This window comes from Niastella populi, from assembly GCF_002078015.1.
Lineage (GTDB): Bacteria > Bacteroidota > Bacteroidia > Chitinophagales > Chitinophagaceae > Niastella > Niastella populi.
The window spans coordinates 153693-170716 of sequence record NZ_LWBP01000112.1; the positions used below are offsets into that span (position 1 = coordinate 153693).

The following is a 17024-nucleotide window of genomic DNA, read 5'->3' on the forward strand; positions in this document are numbered from 1 at the left end:
GAGTTGTTCAGTTGTTCAGTTATTCAGGTAAAGCCCGTTACTATTCGTAAAACCTATTAACTAACGAACTGAATAACTTACAAACTCATAAACCTGCCCTGGGATTCAAGTTCAAATAACAAACACACTTCACACAGGTACTATTGGTATTCATATCGAGGTGCTTTCTGAAAGCGATGGCGGTGCGGCTGTTTACGATGGTATCCAGTTTTTGTTCACGAATATTCCCGATAGGTTCGTGGAAAAAACAGGGCCGTACCGTTCCATCTGCCTCAATTACCGTAGATACCCAGGGCGCATTGCATTGCTTATATGGAAAAGGATTTTTGCCATAAAACGCCGCATAGTACGCATAGATCTTTTGCAGTTTATCGGCCGGTTCGGCAATGAACCGCTGGGCAATTGCCGTTTTGTGATATTTTATCAGTTCCTGTACGGCCGATTGAAAAACCGGCAATTCTTCTTCATGCACCAGTACTTCCTGTTGCCGGTCGCTGGTCCAAACGGTGGCACGGTTGAAGGCCTGACTGCTTACATCGGCCGGCAAAAAACTGATCTGGTCGAGCCCCATTTCCATGGCGCTGTTCACGATGGGGATCCAGTGACGAAAGTTGAGGCGGTGAATCACGGTGCGGGCCGTGATGCGATAAGCCGGGTTCTGCGATTTAATGTGTTCTACCCCTCGTCTTAATTTTTGAAAAGCACCCGGGGTCTGTCTTATCTGGTCGTGCAGGGCCTCATCGCCGTCGAGGCTCACAATGATGTCGTTCACCCATTGCAGCAATTGACCGGCTTTTTTCTCCAGCGCAATACCGGTCGATAACAAGGTGACCGAAATGCTTTCCTGTTTTAGTATTTCACAGAAACGGAAAAAGTGGGCGTTCAGTAATGCTTCGCCGCCCGACATCACTACCACCCGCGTACCGAATTTTCTAAAGGCGTTCAATAAACCGGTAAGATCATTTTCAGTGAGTTGCTTCAGGTTTTTGTTATCCTTCCAGATATCGCACATTACGCAACGGCAGTTACAGGCGCTATGCGGCATCAGGATCACCACCGGCAGTGCCGTTATGATATCGGTTTGTAACGTGCGATAGCGTTGGTAGGTATGATATAGTTTGTTGATCATTTTAATTAATAATACAGCCTTAAGCCGAAGGCTGAAGGCCTAAAGCCAAAAGCAAATACAACTAAAAGCTCAAAGCTGTACATAAAAGAACTATGAACTAAAAACTATGAACTAAGAACTGTGAACTGTCTCAACCCTAAATATATAATTCACCTCCACCCAATAGCCCTTCTCGTATACACAATTCAACCTGAACCCCCTCTCCGCCGCCATCGCCTTTATCATTGGCAGATCGCACCCATCGCACAGCACCATCAGCACCATCGATTGCGGGTGCATATACGATGGCAGACTGCTGAACAATTGTTGAAAATATTCGCCCTGTTCCCCGCAATACCAGGCATATCCGGCCGGTGTTTTCGGTTGTTTTTTATAGTAAGGCGGATTGATGGCAATGATGTCGAATGACTGCTGCGCGATATGCGTGAACAGATCTGAGTTTATTATGGTAATGGATATCCGGTTACGCTGGCTGTTCATTTTCAGTGAGTGAATGGCCTCCGCATTAATATCGCTTGCCGTTACCCGCGCACCTTCCCGCGCTGCATATAGGGCTATCAGTCCACTCCCGGCGCCCAGTTCTAAAAATGACCTGTTCTTTAGCGGCAATGCGGCGATATACTTCAGCAACAAGCGCGTACTAAAGAAAAAGCCCGGATGAAAAACCGCAGGCGGTATTACCAACCGGATGCCTTTGCAGGTATACATGCGGGTGGCCGACAGGTATTTTACCAGCAGCGGTTTGTATAACCGGGTGGCTATATTTTTTATGACCTGCCGCATCAGAATCCCTCTATTTCGGGTTGCCGGTATTTCCATAATAATTGCAATACTTTTAACTCATAAGGCTTCCAGTACAAACCGGTTTTGTAACGAACGGCCGACAGGCTGCGCATGATGCTGCGTTTGAAACCGGTAAGCCTGATGTCGGAAACGGTAGGGTAGTAACTGTTCAATACGGTTTCAAAATCCCTGATCTTGTCAACCATTTCAGCCGTTAACCACGGCGTTAGCGGGTTCCTGCGTAAATCGAAATTCTCCCAGTGCGGACTGATCCAGTCTTCCAGTTGTTCGGGAAAATGAAAACCGCTTTCAAGCACTTTCTTATACAGGTCAGATCCTTCGGTTGGCACGGGGCTGTATAAATAAATAATGATCTCGGTTTTGGGGTTTATCTCTTTTATTTCCCTGATGAACGCAATGTCCTGGTCAATTTGTTTCATTACCTGATCGGGCGAATCGGTTCCGCCGGCAGGTGGAATGCCTAACACAAAAGAGTATTCGGGAATGATGTCGAACTTAGCCATACGGGCGGCAAAGGCCCTTATCTGTGCACTGCTTTGCGTACCACCTTTATCCATCCGTTTAAGAACCTCATCATTACCTGTTTCGGCGCCATAGAAGATCATCTTGCATCCGGAAGCCCGCATCAGTTCAAGCGAATGATCTGAGTATTTATCGATGGTATCAATTCTTCCTTCGCCCCACCAGACCATGTTCTCGGGTTGAATAAGTTTTGAGAATTCAACCGTTCTTTTTTCCGATACAAAAAAGTTGTTGTCGTGAAACTCGATGGCATTACCACCGTGTTTTTCTTTCAGGTATTTGATGTCTTCATAGATCAGCTGCGCACTTTTTCCCCGCCAGCGGGCATTGTAGATAGGCACTACCGCGCAAAACGAACATTTGAAGGGGCAGCCCATGCTGCTGTGATAAGCGATGGTGCGGGTGCCGAGATAGGTTTTGCCAAGGTAACGGCGAAGCGGATAAAATGTATTGAGTGTTTCATATGGCAAACGGGGCAGTGCATCCTGGTCGTACAACTCGTCTTTACCGGTTTTTACAATGCCCTGTTCACCTTTGTAAATCAGGTTGGGAATAGTAGTGATTGGCTCGCCATTGTTCAGCGCATGTATCAAAGCAGGGAAACATTTTTCACCCGGACCATTTACAATAACATCAACAAAGCCCGAGTTCAGCACCACCTTTGGCTGGTTCGATGGAAAATAACCACCCCAGATGATTTTGACAGCCGGGTATAAAGTGCGGATCTGTTTTGAGATGGGAATGGCCTGCCGCAGTTGCGGCCCCGGCATACAGGTGCAACCAAAAAAATCAAACCCGCCGGTGGCCAGGTAGCTGTTTATTTTTTGCCAGGGGTCGGTTTCCAGGTTTCCATCAACGATGGCATATCCATACAAGCCTTCAATAGCTGCGGCTATGGAAAGGATAGAATTGGGGATCCTGGGCTTTGTGTTAGCGCTGCGTGGATTGAATAGTAATACTTTGTTCATGTGTGAACGTCAATGGTGAATGGTCAATGGTGAATAAGAGACCACGAATGTTTTGGTCTCCCGGAACCTTCAGCCGGTTGAAAATCCTTTACGGAGGCCAGATCATTGAAACCCATACGTATAATTATGAGGTTGAGTTGCTTTGCAGCCTTTTTTACTCATAGAACCGGTTTTGCGGCACTCTCATCGTTTTGATTGAACCCCGGAACCCAGCGTTTTCAATAGATACAAGTAACAAAAGGGTTGTAACAGGTTGTGTTTTAGCGACCGCCAATAATGCTGCCGGGCGGCGGGCAGGTTGCGTTGTTGTTTAAATGCGTGACCGATATTCAGGTAAGCATGGCTTTTTGCCTTTTGCAGGTGTTTTTTCGAAACCATGTTATGCGCATACAGGTATTCAAAAGTTTGAACGAACCCTTCATAGTTTTCAATCGAAACCAAGGTGCTCCTGTTGGTATCGTGCATGCGGCGCCATAAAAGCGATTCGTAAATGATGCCGGCATCGAAATGATAAGCAAGCCGCATATTAAAATGATAGTCGGAGCAGAAAAACATGTCTTCATTGAACCAGCCTGTTTTTTCAATGCAGGAACGACGCATTACAAGGGTAGGGTTGTACATAACGAACCTGTTCTCCTTTAACCGGTTGAAGATACTGGCAAACTCTATACCCCGCCGGTTGGTGTACGTGCGGGGCGACAGCATCACCCCCGATCTATAGGAAAAAGCATCGGTGATAGAGAAACCGATGTGGGCATGTTTGTGCAGCAACTGCACCTGTTTTTCGAGTTTGTTTTCCGTCCAGGTATCGTCAGAATCTATGAATGCGATCAGTTCGCCTTTTGAGAGGCGGATGGCGGCGTTCTTTAAAATAGCGGTGCGTCCGGTATGCGGCATTTTGTAATACCTGATGCGGGGATCGGGCAGGGCTTGCACCAGTTCTTCGGTATTGTCGGTAGAACCGTCGTCGGCAATGATAAGTTCGAGGTCGGAATGGGTTTGACCAAGCACACTGTAAATGCTTTCCATCACCAGGTGCGCCCGGTTGTATGTTGTGAGGATGACACTGACCATGATTGTTGTTACGGGCTTTCGGGGAATAAAGTTGCTTTTTAGTTCACAGTTCACAGTTCACAGTTCATAGTTCATAGTTCATAGTTCTCAGTTCACAGTTCATAGTTCATAGTTGCCGGGATTGCCAGACAACCATATGCTTACTGCAACCGTATTCCATGGCATGCGGCCTAATTACCCAATTATTTTCCTGTTGGTTTTACTTGCCTGGTTTGTATATAAAGCCGCCGGTGCGCCCTTGTCCGATTATGCCGGTTATTATTTTGGCAGCAGGGCCCTGCTGCAGGGAAATTTTCAGCAGGTATATGATACGTATTCGCTGAACGCATTGATTGCACAACAGGGATATGCCGGTGTATTTGTATCTTATACGCCTTTTCCGCCATTTACGTCTGTTTTGATGGCGCCGTTCCTGGTATTTCCCATTGCCGTTTCAAAGATCATTTTCAATATAGTTTCGGCAACGTTGTTTGTAATTGTTTTGGCCAGAACCCTTACATATTTTTCGGTTCCGCAATGGGTTGGCTGGCTGGTACCGGTGCTCTTCTTTATTCCGGTTCGCAATAACATCTTCTTTGGACAGGCATATCTGTTGTTATTTGCCCTGCTGATGGAAGGCTTTATGGCTTATAAAAAGGGGAGAACAATAACGGCGGCATTGTTGTGGGCCGTGGCCATTGTGTTTAAGTTGTTCCCGCTGGTGTTGCTGTTTTTTCTTGTGGCGAAAAAACAATATAAACAACTGGCATATTGTGTTGCCGCCTGTATGTTATTGGGCCTTGTTTCCCTGTTGTTCAATGGTTTTGCATCATGGCATTATTATGTGTTTACCATTTTTCCGCGGGCAAACAACGGTGAACTGAATAACAGCTATACCTTCCTGTTCCAGTCGGCCTTTATGTTGTTAAAGAACCTTTTTGTATATGACGAGGTGCAGAACCCGCAGGTACTCTTGAACAGCATGCCGGTGTTTATCATTTGCATGGTGCTGTTCAAATCGCTGATCCTGGCAGCCTGTGTGGGCATTTCCTTACATAAAAGAACAACCGGTCAGCTTGCTTTTGCCGGTTGGGTAACCGCCAGCCTGTTATTATCACCCAACGGGAGCTCTTATTCACTGGTGCTGCTGCTGATACCATTACTGGCGCTGGCCAATAGCAAACGGGTATATGTATATATTTTCATGGCGCTTGTTTTTTTGATCAACATCATTCCGGTACAGGCATTGGCTACATGGCCGTTGTTATTGCAATATCCCCGTTTGTATCTGTTGCTGTTATTCTTTTTACTGATGCTGGTGGTTGCGAGCGCCCGGCTGAGCTGGCAACCCTTGTTTGCTTTTGTTATGATACTGTTGCTGGTTGATGTGCCGAAGTTGTTTGCGCAAAATGATAACAGCAGTTATTTATTAAAAGAAAAACTGCCATTGGTATATACCTATGCCATTAAAGACAACCGGCTTGTTTATTATTATTGGGATCAACAGGGCAGTCATGAAGTTATTGCGGCTTACCCGGTACGGCAGCATTCGGCAGCAGATGTAGCGATCAAAGACAACCAGGTATATTATAAGAACAGCCGGCTTACCTCAACCCCCGATCGTAAACAACAGGCCCTGGTGATCGAGGGCAGCGAAATAATTTATTTATCTGACAAAAACCGGGGGTTTGGTTTTTATACGCTGCGGCGAATAGCTGTACCGCGATAGTCGCCACCCCGTTGAAGCGCCGGTTCTTTTTCGCCATTCAAATGCATGAGTAAGGTGTTGAGTTTTTCGATGATGTTTTCTGGCCTGATTTCTTTCATACAAATATTATTACCACCGCAGGGCAATCGCTCATGATAATGCACGCAGGGCGAGCAGGCCACTTTATTATAAATGAACAGGTGCCGTTGTTGCTGCGATGCCGGTATTTTTATATACGCAAGCGGATCGGTTGGTCCCCAAATGGAAACCGTTGGCAGGCCCAGTTTGCGGGCGATGTGCAAAGGCCCGCTGTCGATGGTAACCATACAAATTCCTTTATCGGCCATGAACCGGTAATACGCTTCGAATTCAAGCGAACCGGCAATATTGAACAGGCGGCCTTTTTGTTTATACGGTGACAGGTGCTCATCGATGAATTGATCGATGTCGATCTTGTCGCCGCCGGTGCCCGTGAACGCAATACGATAAGGGGTGTGCGTGAGGATCCAGTTACAAAGAACGGCGAAGGTTGTATTGGGAAGTTTGCGCACCGGGGCCAGGCTGCTGCAGGTATTGTTCAGGATAATGTATTGTTTTTTCCATTCATTGTTACGCAGTGGCAGTTGGTTACCGGCTGGCAACACTTCATTGCCGGTAATGGCCTGCGCCATTTGGTCATAATTATCCCCGAGGCATGCCGCCTGGTTAAAAGGAATATTATGGGTGTTGAGGTATTTGCGAAAGAACACGGGGCGTAAATAAAAACCAAAACGGTTGCGGGCCAGGGTCAGTAAGGCGTAAACCGTAGTGAGCTTTGAATATACTTCAAGGTCGGCCACCCATAACTTTTGCAATCGCCATGTTTTGATAATATACTTTACAGAGGTGCTGATGGTGACGGATAAACTGCCTGTATTAACGCGCCAGATGTCATCGAACACCTGAAAGGGCTCAATGCCATCGGCAATATTTGAATCGGTTATAAGAATGAAGCGGGTATTGGGATATTGCTGCCGCATGGCCTGTATTGATTCCGTTGCCACTACAAGGCTGCCGAGACCAAGCAATTTTATAAATAACAGGTGTTGCGGGGGCTGGTGCAGGCGGTGATCTTTGCGAAGTAAGATCCCGAGCAGCCGGGTAATGGGAACCAGTAAGATGATCAGGCAGTAACCAATGTACTTATCCAATTTCCGGTTGGCAGGTAATTGCACAATAGAATTTTTGGGTTTATAAAACAGTTTCCAATGGTTAGCAGGGGTGTTTCAAATTATGTGACCAACTTCAATACGGCAGGTTGGGTTAAAAGGTTGGCTTCATGGTTTATAGTTTTTGGTTTATAGTTTATGGTTCTCTTATTGCGGACTAATAATCACTTTATATGCCTCAAAAATCTACAGGCTTTGTATTTGGCCTGTATCGCTTGCAGTTGTATTTTCTGTATTCGCTCGCGGCTTGCGGCTTACAGCTTTCAGCCTTCAAAGTGAAATGATCTTCCCGCACCTCTCAAGGCATTTCCTGTTATGTGTTATCAGTATAACCATTTTTCCACCCGCGGCCAGTTGTTGTAAATGTTGCATTAGTTGTTCTTCCGTTTTCTCATCCAGTTCGCTAAAGGGCTCATCTAAAATAAGTACGCTGGCATTTTTGTATAAGGCCCGTGCAAGTGCAATACGTTGCCGTTGACCGCCGCTGATATTTTTCCCGTTTTCTGTAAGCACTGTATTTATGCCGGCAGGTAAGGCCGGCAGCCATGTAGTAATGCCGGTGATCTCAAGGGCCTGCTGTAACTGTTGTTCGTTTTGTTGTTCATCATTGAGCGTAATGTTTGCCAGCACGGTATCGTACATAAAGAATGGCTGCTGTTTTACATAGGCAATTTGCTGCCAGTATAGTTTGCGCTGCAGGCTGTCTGTTGGCTGCTGATCGAAGTGTATTTCACCCGCCTGCGGTGAAATAAAACCCAGTAAGATATTGATGAGGGTTGTTTTACCTTTTCCCGAATGTCCATCGATGCCTGTAAGTTCACCGGTTTGCATTTGGCAGGAAAAATTATTCAATACCGGTTTGTGCTCGTACTGAAAGGTGACTTTATCGAAGCAGATCGATTGAATGGGTTGAACGACAACAGGCGCATTGGGTTTTTTCACCGGCCGTTGTTGAACCAGGTCATGAATGGTAAATGAGAAAGTGCGAATTTGTCCGGCCGCGTTCATAATGCGGGCGATGCCAGGAATGATCTTGTAGGCAGCCGCCATAAAAGCGCCGAGTGTCACCACCCGGGTTGCGTAATGGCCCTGCTGCCACCAGGCGCCGATAGCTATCAACACCAGTAATCCAAAAACAGCAAACACTTCAGCCAGCCGGGCCGGCAGGGCCTGCAATGACTGCAGGTTGGCCTGGTGGTTATTCAGCAGTTGCTGCGAGGTGGCGTAGCGGTTGGTAAAGAAACGGTTCCTGTTATAAATATTGCTTTCAACAAAACCGGCAATGGATTCCTGCAGGTGTTGCCACATGACGGTTCTGCTGGTCTTTATATAATTGCGGGCTGCATTTCCTTTTTTTTTGGTTAGCCATGCCGTCAGAAAAACGGGCGGTAATAGTATTAGTAATAATACAAGAAATAACTGTGCATTGAAGAGAAGGATGGCTGCAATGGCCAGAACGATCAGTACTATTTCGGTAAAGAGCTGCTGCAGCGGCGCCAGTACGTGCTGGCTGAATTCAAGCGGTTGCAGGCTGATGGTGCGGGTAAGAACTGAAGCGTCGGTTTGTACGTAATTGGCATAATTGCCATTGAGGTACTGCATCATGTTGTTGCGGGAGATGCGGGCCGCCACCCGGTGCACGAAACGGGTTTGACTGTTATGAATAAGCCATGCAATGAGGTTTTTCAAACTAAAAACAACTACGAACAGGGTGATGAGCAGCAATGATGATCGGTTGAACAGCGCGTTCGAAAGCGGTTCTGCCCATCCCGGAATTAAAATACCGGCCGCATTAACGGGCTGTGTATAAAAGTGAATGATATACACCAGCAGTGCAAGGGATGCAATATCGGCCAGGCTGATAAAAAGGGTGAGTGCGGTAAGCCGGGCCCACTGCTTCTTTTCATGTGCGGTTAAAACTGATATGGTTTTTATAAAAATTGCTATCACAGGTGATGTGCGATTTAGAGGGGTGAAAACACCCAATTTTCAGGAACGCTATGTATGGTACGCAAAAACCGGGGCTGCGGTTGCCGGTAGAAGCGCCGTATTACAACTTCTTATTTAAGGTGTTGGGTGTGGCGAAAAAAAAGAATATTATATTTTGATAATGCAGCGGGTGAAAACGTGACTTTATAAAGGGGGTATTTATTTTGGATGCCTGCTGTTTAAAAAGTAATATTGTTAACCGTTAGTCGCATTCCTGCGTTTATATTACCATCCATCAGAGAAGCCGTTACCTAATGTTTTGTACCATTTACAAACCGTATTAATGCTGTGCCCATTGGTGCCATGAGCAGTCATTGACTGTTACGTGATCCTATTATCATTCAAAAATTAAAATTATGAAACGGGGGATTTCTTTTGCCTTGCAGGCCGCAGGGATGGGATTGGCTTGCCTGGCAACGACATTAAAACAACCGGTGCATGCATCGGGAGCACTAACGGCGGCCTGTGATACGGCGTATTATTACAATGAACAGGGAGTGGAGTTGTATTGTGCTCCGGAGGGATCAGGGACTTTTGTTATTCGTACCTGTAAAAAGAAAGAAGAGATCTATTATGATTGGGATAAAGTCAGTAAAGCAATAAAAAAGGATACGTTCGATGTAATAGAGGTTAAGTCAATCAGTTTTGAAGAGGCGAAGAAAGTAGAAGCATTGATTTGCAACGGTTATGTAGAAGACTCGCTGGTTAAAAACAATGTAGTAAGGATACTTGACCGAAATCTGATAAGGAAAATATTTGCGAAAATTCCCGATAGTGGAACGAATACCGATTCTTTAAATGATTTTAGGGAATATGGGGGAACTATTTTTAAGGATAAGCCTTTTTCATTTCATGTTGGAGGTATAGGCAATCCATGTGACAGCGGCGTTGCAGTTGAATTCAGGGAAGAGGGTATCGCATATTATCATAGTCATCCGAGTGGCGAAAGAAAGGTGGGAGATTGCTATTATATACAAGGACCTTCACTGAAGGATCAGGAAGCATTAATGAAAGGGAAGAAACAAAACAAAAAGAAGAAAGTCGATGCGAAGGGTTATGTTTTTGGAATGAATAAAAGGTCGCACCTCATATATATTTTTGATAAAGACGGAATAAAAGCAACGCTGCCGTTCTTCTGGTTTCTATGTTGTTCAGTTAATAAATAGTTATCAGTTTCTTATATAAATCTTAATAAATGAATAAGTCACATAAGGGTTTTTTGGAAGATGTAAATTTGGTTGAACAATTTATACAGCATATTATTGCAGCCCGTTAGATATACCACTGCACAGTTTTATTGCTTAGCCAGGAATTGCTACACTACCAGGAGTTATATTTCTTCCAGCCAACCCAGTCATTACGATCACTCTTTTATCCAGGGTGATAACAAGAATTTATTTTTTACTGTAAACCTTATCTTTATGAAGAAGAATCTTTTTTCATTCATCCCCGTCAACCCCATCTTTTTCATTTTTCTTTCAATCTCGATCCTGTATTCCGGGATCGTATTTGCTGCTACCGGTTTTGATGACACTGCCTGTTATTACAATGAACGCGGTAAGTTATTGTGGCGTAATGTACATGCCATGGAAACGGCGAGTTATGTAATAAGAACTAAAAAAACATACCAACAGATCTTTCAGGATATACCTGCCGATGATTCAACGGTAGCAAAAAGCGCCGCCTATAATACAGCGGAAGTAAATAATATTCAACGTGCTACAGCCCGTAAAGTAAAACGGCTGATAAAGCGGGGCCTGGTTTGTCATCCGCTGGTGGTTGATAACCTGGTACCTGTGCTGGACAAACGAACCATATATCGCATGTATGATAATATCGCATCGCGTTGTGTTTCAGCCGGTGCACGAAACAAAGAGCATGGCGGTGTGGTTTTTCCCGATGGTACGGTAACCTGTATTTCCGGCGACCTGTCGGACCCCCGCTGGCTGCAGGGCGCTACATTGATGCTAAAAGAAAAAGCGATGGTGTATTACCACAGTCACCCCGGTACTATGGTAGAAAAGCACATACATACCGATCGTGCCAATTTGTACAATTCCAACACGGTCCGGTTCATTCAGGCAAGCCAGGTGCAACAGATCAGTTATGTGCAGGGGCCGTCGCGGCAGGATCAGCAATCGGTAGGAGAGGGCACCGGTTATGTTTTCGGCATGAAAGACGGATGTAAAATGATTTTCATCTATGATAAAAATGGCGTTAACGCTACATTACCCATTTCGTTCGTAAAAAAAATGGGCAAGTCATCCAATCAGCCAATAAAACGGGCAGATTCCTGGTTAGCCGTCATGATGCCGGCAATGTATTAGGCCGAAGGCTGAACGCTAAACGCAGAACGCAAAACGCTGAATGCAGAACGCCAGATCCCGGGTATCGAGCTGTTTGAACAAATTCGGGAGAAGGAAGCGTTCAGCCTTAAACGTTCAGCTATAAGCCTTCCTTCAGCATCCTGGCTACTATTTTGTCGATGGGCAGTGAAACAGATGCTTCTGAGAAATCATCCCAGTTGATGAACCGGAAGGTTTCTGTTTCACTTTTTTCTGCATAAACCGCCAGTTGTCGCTCGTCGAAGTCGAAAGGCTTCTGGCGCAGCGGCGCTTTTATTTCTTCAAGCGGATGCGCGTAGTAATAAATAGAAATGATCTGATGTGCAGGATTGAAAGCGCTTAACTGGAAATAATCGGTAGTATAAATATGATCGCCAACACGGATCTCGAGGTCCATTTCTTCTTTGAACTCTCTTTTCAAACATTCGCGGGTGCCTTCGCCAAATTCAAGACCGCCACCGGGGAATTTGGTATAGTAATCGCCACGAATGAATTCATCACTTACTAAAACCTGTTTGTTTTCGTTTATCAGAAGGCCGTATACTCTAATACTGAACATTTCGGAATTGGTTTACAGTATAATAATTTGCATTCAGCGTTCAGCTTAAAAGATCTTTCTCTTCAAAAAGAACCAGCCGATCACCAGCGAAATTATAAGCGATAAAGAAACGGGTACATAAAATGCGTAGGGAGAATCCTTATAGGGGATCGGCACGTTCATGCCATAGATACTGGCTACCAGTACCGGGAACGATAATACAATGGTGATCACCGACAGGCGGCGCAACACTTCGTTCTGGTTATTGGCTATGATACTCGCAAATGCATCGAGGGTGCTGCTGAGGATGTTGGTGTAAATGTTCGACATTTCAAGGGCCTGTGAGTTGTCGACGATAAGGTCGTTCAGGAATTCCTTCTCATCCTCATTCAACCCGAGAAAGTTGGTGCGTTCTATTTTCATCAGCAGCATTTCATTCGAACGCAGGGCCGTTACAAAATACACCAGGCTTTTTTGTATGCGCATCAGCTGCAGCAATTGTTCGTTACGGCTGGCGGCGTACAGTTTTTGTTCCAGTATATTCCGGCGCTGATTGATCTCTTTCAGGAACTCGAGGTAGGTTTGAATGATCTTTTCAATGATCTTCAGCACCATCATTTTGCGGTTATCGGGATGGCGGTTCTGAAACGTGTTCAGGAACTTTTTTATGGCGCCATTCTCGAAAGAATTCACCGTAACGATCTGGTTGTGTGTAATGATGATACAGATCGGGATGGTGATATAATAAGCGTCGCTTTCGTTGAACGAGTTGTTTTCTGTGGGTGTTTTAATAACCACCAGCTTTACGTTATCAGCTTCTTCAAAACGGGTGCGTTCATCAATATCCAGCGAGTCGGTAAGGAAGTCGAGGGGAATATCCAGCGTGTTTGATAATTCGGAAAACTCTTCCTGTTTAAGTGGTGGCAAAACATTCACCCAGGAGCCGTTCTCTGCCTTATCGGTCGCTATGGTTTGATAATTAATATTTTTGAAGTACTGGATCATAGGCGGCGCAAAGGTAAGGCCGCTTTTTGATAGTGCAGCGGGTTAATTTTAATCTAATGTGCAAAGCGACAGGCTCCTTATTGGTGGCCGGGGGCTGCTGCCGGATACCCGTTTTGTGGGGCCGGGTATCCGGCAGCAGGTAAATTATTTTACTGTTACGTTTCCTTCAAACACCTTCTCGGCCGGGCCACATAACCAGATATTGTGATAGGTATCATCGCCGGTGCGGTCGAATTCAACCGTTAATTTTCCTCCACGGGTTTGAACCGTTACATCGTTGAAACCCCGTTCGTTATGGTAACAAACCAGGGCGCTGGCTGTAACGCCGGTACCGCAGCTGAGGGTTTCATCTTCCACACCGCGTTCATAGGTGCGAACAATGATCTCATCGTTATTCTTTTGCTCAACGAAGTTTACGTTAATGCCTTCTTTGGCGAAAGTGTTGCTGTAGCGAATGTCTTTTCCTTTTTTATATACATCGAAATTCCACACATCTGTGGTCATTTTGATGTAGTGGGGCGAGCCTGTGTCGAGAATAAAATCGCCGTGATAGTCTTTTACCCCATCCACGTCTTTCATTTTGAGGCTCACGATGCCATCGTCATCTATTTCGGCCTCGTGCGGGCCGTCAACTGCAATAAAGAGGTATTTATCTTTTTGGATGCCGATATTATAAGCAAACTTCACCAGGCAGCGGCCGCCATTGCCGCACATGGTACTTTCGCGGCCATCGGCATTGTAATACTTCATTTCAAAATCGTAACCGGGGGCATTGTTCAGCAGCATCAGGCCATCGGCGCCGATGCCGAAGCGGCGGTTACATAAAAAGCGTACCTGTTCATTGGTTAAACCATTGTAACGTTCATCGCGATTATCCAGGATCACAAAGTCATTCCCTGTTCCCTGGTATTTGTGAAAGATCAATTCCATAGTCTGTTGTTCCTTATTGCAATATTACTACAAACAAAGTTAGCCTGTTGTTTAGCTCACTTATTATAACATATCCTTATCTGCTACTACCCAATTACCATGTACTTATAGTGTCGAGCGTTTTTTTGATCAACTGCTCAACGGCGGCCTGGCCATCGCGCGAAAACTGCCTGTTTACGCGATTGGCTACAATGGCGCTGATGGAAAGACAGTGATGGCCCAGCAGTTTGCCCAGTCCGTAAATACTGCTGGTTTCCATTTCAAAATTGGTAATGCGGTGGGGGCCGAAGGTGAATTGCGTAAGCCGGTCGATCAGGTGTGGGTGGCTAAGGCCCAACCGCAAAATGCGGCCCTGGGGACCATAAAACCCCGGACAGGTAACCGTAATACCGTGATGGAAGTTATTTACGAAATGTTTAATAAGATGGGCGCTGCTGCCGCAGATATAGGGCTGTGAAATGCGATGGTTGAGCTGGGTTTGGGTAACGAACGACTGCAACAGGGCTTTTTCTTCCTCGTTTTCTTCGTACCGGTAAAAGTTCAGCAGGTTATCGATACCGAGCCCATGGGTAGAAACCACGAAGCTATCGGTAGGAATGTCGGCCTGCAGGGCGCCGGAAGTGCCCACGCGGATAATATTGAGCTGGGTAAGCTGCGGTTTTATGGTACGGGTTTCGAGGTCGATATTTACCAGGGCGTCGAGCTCGTTAAGCACGATATCGATATTATCGGGTCCAATACCGGTTGAGATGACCGTAAGGCGGGTTTTGCCGAGGTAACCGGTATGGGAGATGAATTCGCGGTGGTTGCACTTGTGTTCTATGCGGTCGAAATGTTTACTTACGGCGGCCACCCTGCCGGGATCGCCCACGGTAATAATGGTAGGGGCGAGTTCCTCGGGGCGGAGGTCGAGATGGTAAACGGCCCCCCGTTTATTGATAATCAGTTCCGATTCCTGAATGCGTTGCATAAAAAAGCTTTGAAAAGGTTGTTCCAAATATCCGACAAATATCCTACTTTTGCACACCCCATTCGGAACGGGGACAAAACAGGGTTCCGGGTTCTCAAAATGGTTCTGTGTTCGCCAGGTGGCGGATAGGCAGAGGTCAAAACCTTCAGAAGTTCGAATCTGCCTGGAATCTAAATAAGGAACAGGAATAAAAACGGTTCTGTGGCCGAGTGGCTAGGCAGAGCTCTGCAAAAGCTCCTACACCAGTTCGAATCTGGTCGGAACCTCGAAATCAAGGATCGCTGAAAAGCGGTCCTTTTTTAGTTTTATACAACTTTACAGTTACCGCGTGTTTTCGTCCACGAGCAGATGGCATCAGCAATATTCATATTCAGTATTGCTACTTGTAAATCGGACTAGTAATGGGGTTTTTGAAAATCAACCAACGTTTGTGTAAGTGTTAGTTCTTTTTGAATCCGATTTATTGCTTCCATAGCTTTTTTTATTTCCAAATTCAACAGGGCAATCTCATCATTTCGCATACCTCTCAGGGGTTCTTCTGTGTACAATATGGCAATGAAATCTTTTTGAAGTGCTTTGAAAATAGTTATTAAAAATTCGATGGACATAGTAGAACGCGAATAGGTGTCTGGGACTGTTTTATGGTTTTTGTATATGCGGCTACCAATTCTTTTTGGGTTTATATTGCACTTCATTTTTCAAGTAATTTTAAAAGATGAACAGGGATGGATTTGAAAACAATAGCCTCCAAATGTTTTTACCATAAGCATAACACCTATACCCACGCGTTTAAGCAGCCTTTAAAATCGCACCAACTGACTGGATAGGCAACCAGATCTATAACAGTAACAAACCTTTAAAAACTAATAATCAAAGTGCAAAAGATGAACTGAAAGTGCAAAAATGAATACAGGGAATGGGTAACTTGCATAAGAATAATTACGCTTCGGCTGATTGCACCGGAAGAAAAATAATAAGATCAGTAATAACATTTGCAGCGTTAAGATCTTCAATAAGGCACCAGCAAACAAATTTTTCCGCACAATAGCTATTGGTCGCAATTGCACCATACATTGCTGGCAATGGGATGCCGATTATGTTTTAATTCTATTAAAGCTAATAGCAGTCAAATTTCATCACCAATAAAAGCAAAGTCATATGGCAACTGAAATTTTTATCGAACCAGAACTGGAAACGCTACACAAACATGCTGAAGAATGGGAGCAACTGTGTGCCGGTTTGGGTCTTCAAAAACAGCTTAAAAAAGCGGGTAGGGTAGAAAAAGTTGGAAATCCTTACATGAAACTGGATCCTCGTACAGAAAGAGTTTGCAAAATGCTTTGTCCGGAAAGAGCACTATATACAGACTATGAAGTTAGTACAATGCCGCTGGAGGTTTTGCAGGAGATTCATCGCTGTAAAGAAAATGAATGGTTTCCTGCAATTGAAGTGTGGTTTGATGACAAATCACCCGACCCGTTTTTAATAGGCTATGACCGTAAAAAAGGTGACGCCAATAAATTCCTCATAGCGAGATGGGGTGATGAATTGTTGCCTTTCGAACAGTTAGAGAAAAAGGCAATTAGCCGGTACAAAATAGCCTATGGGCGAGCCTTAACCAGCCTTATAGCGGATTGTGAAGCACGCAAAAAGGACATTGAAGGAGACATCAGGTCATATATAGACTTAGGTCATTTCAAATGGAATGGATTCGAATTCCCACATTTTTGCAATCCCATACCATGAACAAATACCGGTCTGTATTCCCGGAAGCATGAGTCCGGCCCTGTATAAACTGTGGCAAACCTGATTCTAAATACTAACTGTCGTATAGCATAACATAGGATACACTTTT

15 protein-coding genes and 1 tRNA gene are annotated in these 17024 nt (G+C 45.1%); 5 read left to right on the forward strand and 11 right to left on the reverse strand.

The features are described from left to right. Nucleotides 1–85: 85 nt before the first annotated feature. The 4 genes from A4R26_RS11470 to A4R26_RS11485 form a co-directional block, all read right to left on the reverse strand. The gene (locus A4R26_RS11470) at nt 86–1129 is read right to left on the reverse strand and encodes a radical SAM protein (RefSeq protein WP_081163920.1); all 1044 of its coding nucleotides are present in this window, start codon (nt 1127–1129) and stop codon (nt 86–88) included. 111 nt (nt 1130–1240) lie between these two features. Next, nucleotides 1241–1912: a methyltransferase gene (locus A4R26_RS11475; RefSeq protein ID WP_165760234.1), complete on the reverse strand. Its 672-nt coding sequence runs from the start codon at nt 1910–1912 to the stop codon at nt 1241–1243. Then, the gene (locus A4R26_RS11480) at nt 1912–3423 is read right to left on the reverse strand and encodes a B12-binding domain-containing radical SAM protein (protein WP_081163922.1); all 1512 of its coding nucleotides are present in this window, start codon (nt 3421–3423) and stop codon (nt 1912–1914) included. Before A4R26_RS11480 ends, A4R26_RS11475 begins: the two co-directional genes overlap by 1 nt. A 183-nt stretch (nt 3424–3606) precedes the next feature. After that, nucleotides 3607–4497, reverse strand: a complete 891-nt coding sequence (locus tag A4R26_RS11485; protein ID WP_081163923.1) for a glycosyltransferase family 2 protein — start codon at nt 4495–4497, stop codon at nt 3607–3609. Between the two features lie 136 nt (nt 4498–4633). Here A4R26_RS11485 and A4R26_RS11490 point away from each other — a divergent pair, with 136 nt between their 5' ends. Further along, nucleotides 4634–6205: a glycosyltransferase family 87 protein gene (locus A4R26_RS11490; protein ID WP_081163924.1), complete on the forward strand. Its 1572-nt coding sequence runs from the start codon at nt 4634–4636 to the stop codon at nt 6203–6205. Here the strand turns inward: A4R26_RS11490 and A4R26_RS11495 are convergent. Both A4R26_RS11495 and A4R26_RS11500 read right to left on the reverse strand, forming a co-directional pair. After that, nucleotides 6172–7398, reverse strand: a complete 1227-nt coding sequence (locus A4R26_RS11495) for a glycosyltransferase family 9 protein (protein ID WP_081163925.1) — start codon at nt 7396–7398, stop codon at nt 6172–6174. The two genes, A4R26_RS11490 and A4R26_RS11495, sit on opposite strands and share 34 nt — an antisense overlap. Nucleotides 7399–7662: 264 nt before the next feature. Then, nucleotides 7663–9342 (reverse strand): ATP-binding cassette domain-containing protein, encoded by a 1680-nt coding sequence (locus A4R26_RS11500; RefSeq protein WP_081163926.1) that lies wholly within the window; start codon nt 9340–9342, stop codon nt 7663–7665. A 395-nt stretch (nt 9343–9737) separates the two neighbouring features. Here A4R26_RS11500 and A4R26_RS11505 point away from each other — a divergent pair, with 395 nt between their 5' ends. Both A4R26_RS11505 and A4R26_RS11510 read left to right on the forward strand, forming a co-directional pair. After that, nucleotides 9738–10547, forward strand: a complete 810-nt coding sequence (locus tag A4R26_RS11505; RefSeq protein WP_081163927.1) for a hypothetical protein — start codon at nt 9738–9740, stop codon at nt 10545–10547. A gap of 255 nt (nt 10548–10802) precedes the next feature. Further along, the gene (locus A4R26_RS11510) at nt 10803–11708 is read left to right on the forward strand and encodes a hypothetical protein (protein WP_081163928.1); all 906 of its coding nucleotides are present in this window, start codon (nt 10803–10805) and stop codon (nt 11706–11708) included. Between the two features lie 118 nt (nt 11709–11826). Here A4R26_RS11510 and A4R26_RS11515 read toward each other — a convergent pair whose 3' ends face one another. The 4 genes from A4R26_RS11515 to A4R26_RS11530 all read right to left on the reverse strand — a co-directional run bounded on the left by A4R26_RS11515 (nt 11827) and on the right by A4R26_RS11530 (nt 15169). Beyond that, a complete protein-coding gene (locus A4R26_RS11515; RefSeq protein ID WP_081163929.1) occupies nt 11827–12285 on the reverse strand; it encodes an NUDIX domain-containing protein in 459 nt (152 codons plus the stop codon). Nucleotides 12286–12330: 45 nt separating this feature from the next. Further along, nucleotides 12331–13269, reverse strand: coding sequence for a magnesium transporter CorA family protein (locus tag A4R26_RS11520; RefSeq protein WP_081163930.1), 939 nt, complete (start codon nt 13267–13269; stop codon nt 12331–12333). Nucleotides 13270–13413: 144 nt separating this feature from the next. After that, on the reverse strand, nt 13414–14199 hold the full coding sequence (gene dapF / locus A4R26_RS11525; RefSeq protein WP_081163931.1) for a diaminopimelate epimerase: 786 nt from the start codon (nt 14197–14199) through the stop codon (nt 13414–13416). Between the two features lie 94 nt (nt 14200–14293). Further along, complete coding sequence (locus tag A4R26_RS11530) at nt 14294–15169, reverse strand: nucleoside phosphorylase (RefSeq protein WP_081163939.1); 876 nt, start codon at nt 15167–15169, stop codon at nt 14294–14296. A 195-nt stretch (nt 15170–15364) separates the two neighbouring features. Here A4R26_RS11530 and A4R26_RS11535 point away from each other — a divergent pair. Further along, nucleotides 15365–15435 (forward strand) — tRNA-Cys (locus A4R26_RS11535). A gap of 129 nt (nt 15436–15564) precedes the next feature. Here A4R26_RS11535 and A4R26_RS11540 read toward each other — a convergent pair. Beyond that, nucleotides 15565–15864 (reverse strand): hypothetical protein, encoded by a 300-nt coding sequence (locus A4R26_RS11540; RefSeq protein ID WP_081163932.1) that lies wholly within the window; start codon nt 15862–15864, stop codon nt 15565–15567. A 463-nt stretch (nt 15865–16327) separates the two neighbouring features. Between A4R26_RS11540 and A4R26_RS11545 the strand changes: the two genes are divergently transcribed. Beyond that, on the forward strand, nt 16328–16915 hold the full coding sequence (locus tag A4R26_RS11545; protein WP_081163933.1) for a hypothetical protein: 588 nt from the start codon (nt 16328–16330) through the stop codon (nt 16913–16915). Nucleotides 16916–17024 lie beyond the last annotated feature (109 nt).

Coding starts and splice junctions, on each gene's coding strand:
- A4R26_RS11470 (WP_081163920.1), bottom strand. CDS start 1,129: ATGATCAACAAACTATATCATACCTACCAACGCTATCGCACGTTACAA.
- A4R26_RS11475 (WP_165760234.1), bottom strand. CDS start 1,912: ATGCGGCAGGTCATAAAAAATATAGCCACCCGGTTATACAAACCGCTG.
- A4R26_RS11480 (WP_081163922.1), bottom strand. CDS start 3,423: ATGAACAAAGTATTACTATTCAATCCACGCAGCGCTAACACAAAGCCC.
- A4R26_RS11485 (WP_081163923.1), bottom strand. CDS start 4,497: ATGGTCAGTGTCATCCTCACAACATACAACCGGGCGCACCTGGTGATG.
- A4R26_RS11490 (WP_081163924.1), top strand. CDS start 4,634: ATGCTTACTGCAACCGTATTCCATGGCATGCGGCCTAATTACCCAATT.
- A4R26_RS11505 (WP_081163927.1), top strand. CDS start 9,738: ATGAAACGGGGGATTTCTTTTGCCTTGCAGGCCGCAGGGATGGGATTG.
- A4R26_RS11510 (WP_081163928.1), top strand. CDS start 10,803: ATGAAGAAGAATCTTTTTTCATTCATCCCCGTCAACCCCATCTTTTTC.
- A4R26_RS11515 (WP_081163929.1), bottom strand. CDS start 12,285: ATGTTCAGTATTAGAGTATACGGCCTTCTGATAAACGAAAACAAACAG.
- A4R26_RS11520 (WP_081163930.1), bottom strand. CDS start 13,269: ATGATCCAGTACTTCAAAAATATTAATTATCAAACCATAGCGACCGAT.
- dapF (WP_081163931.1), bottom strand. CDS start 14,199: ATGGAATTGATCTTTCACAAATACCAGGGAACAGGGAATGACTTTGTG.
- A4R26_RS11530 (WP_081163939.1), bottom strand. CDS start 15,169: ATGCAACGCATTCAGGAATCGGAACTGATTATCAATAAACGGGGGGCC.
- A4R26_RS11540 (WP_081163932.1), bottom strand. CDS start 15,864: ATGAAGTGCAATATAAACCCAAAAAGAATTGGTAGCCGCATATACAAA.
- A4R26_RS11545 (WP_081163933.1), top strand. CDS start 16,328: ATGGCAACTGAAATTTTTATCGAACCAGAACTGGAAACGCTACACAAA.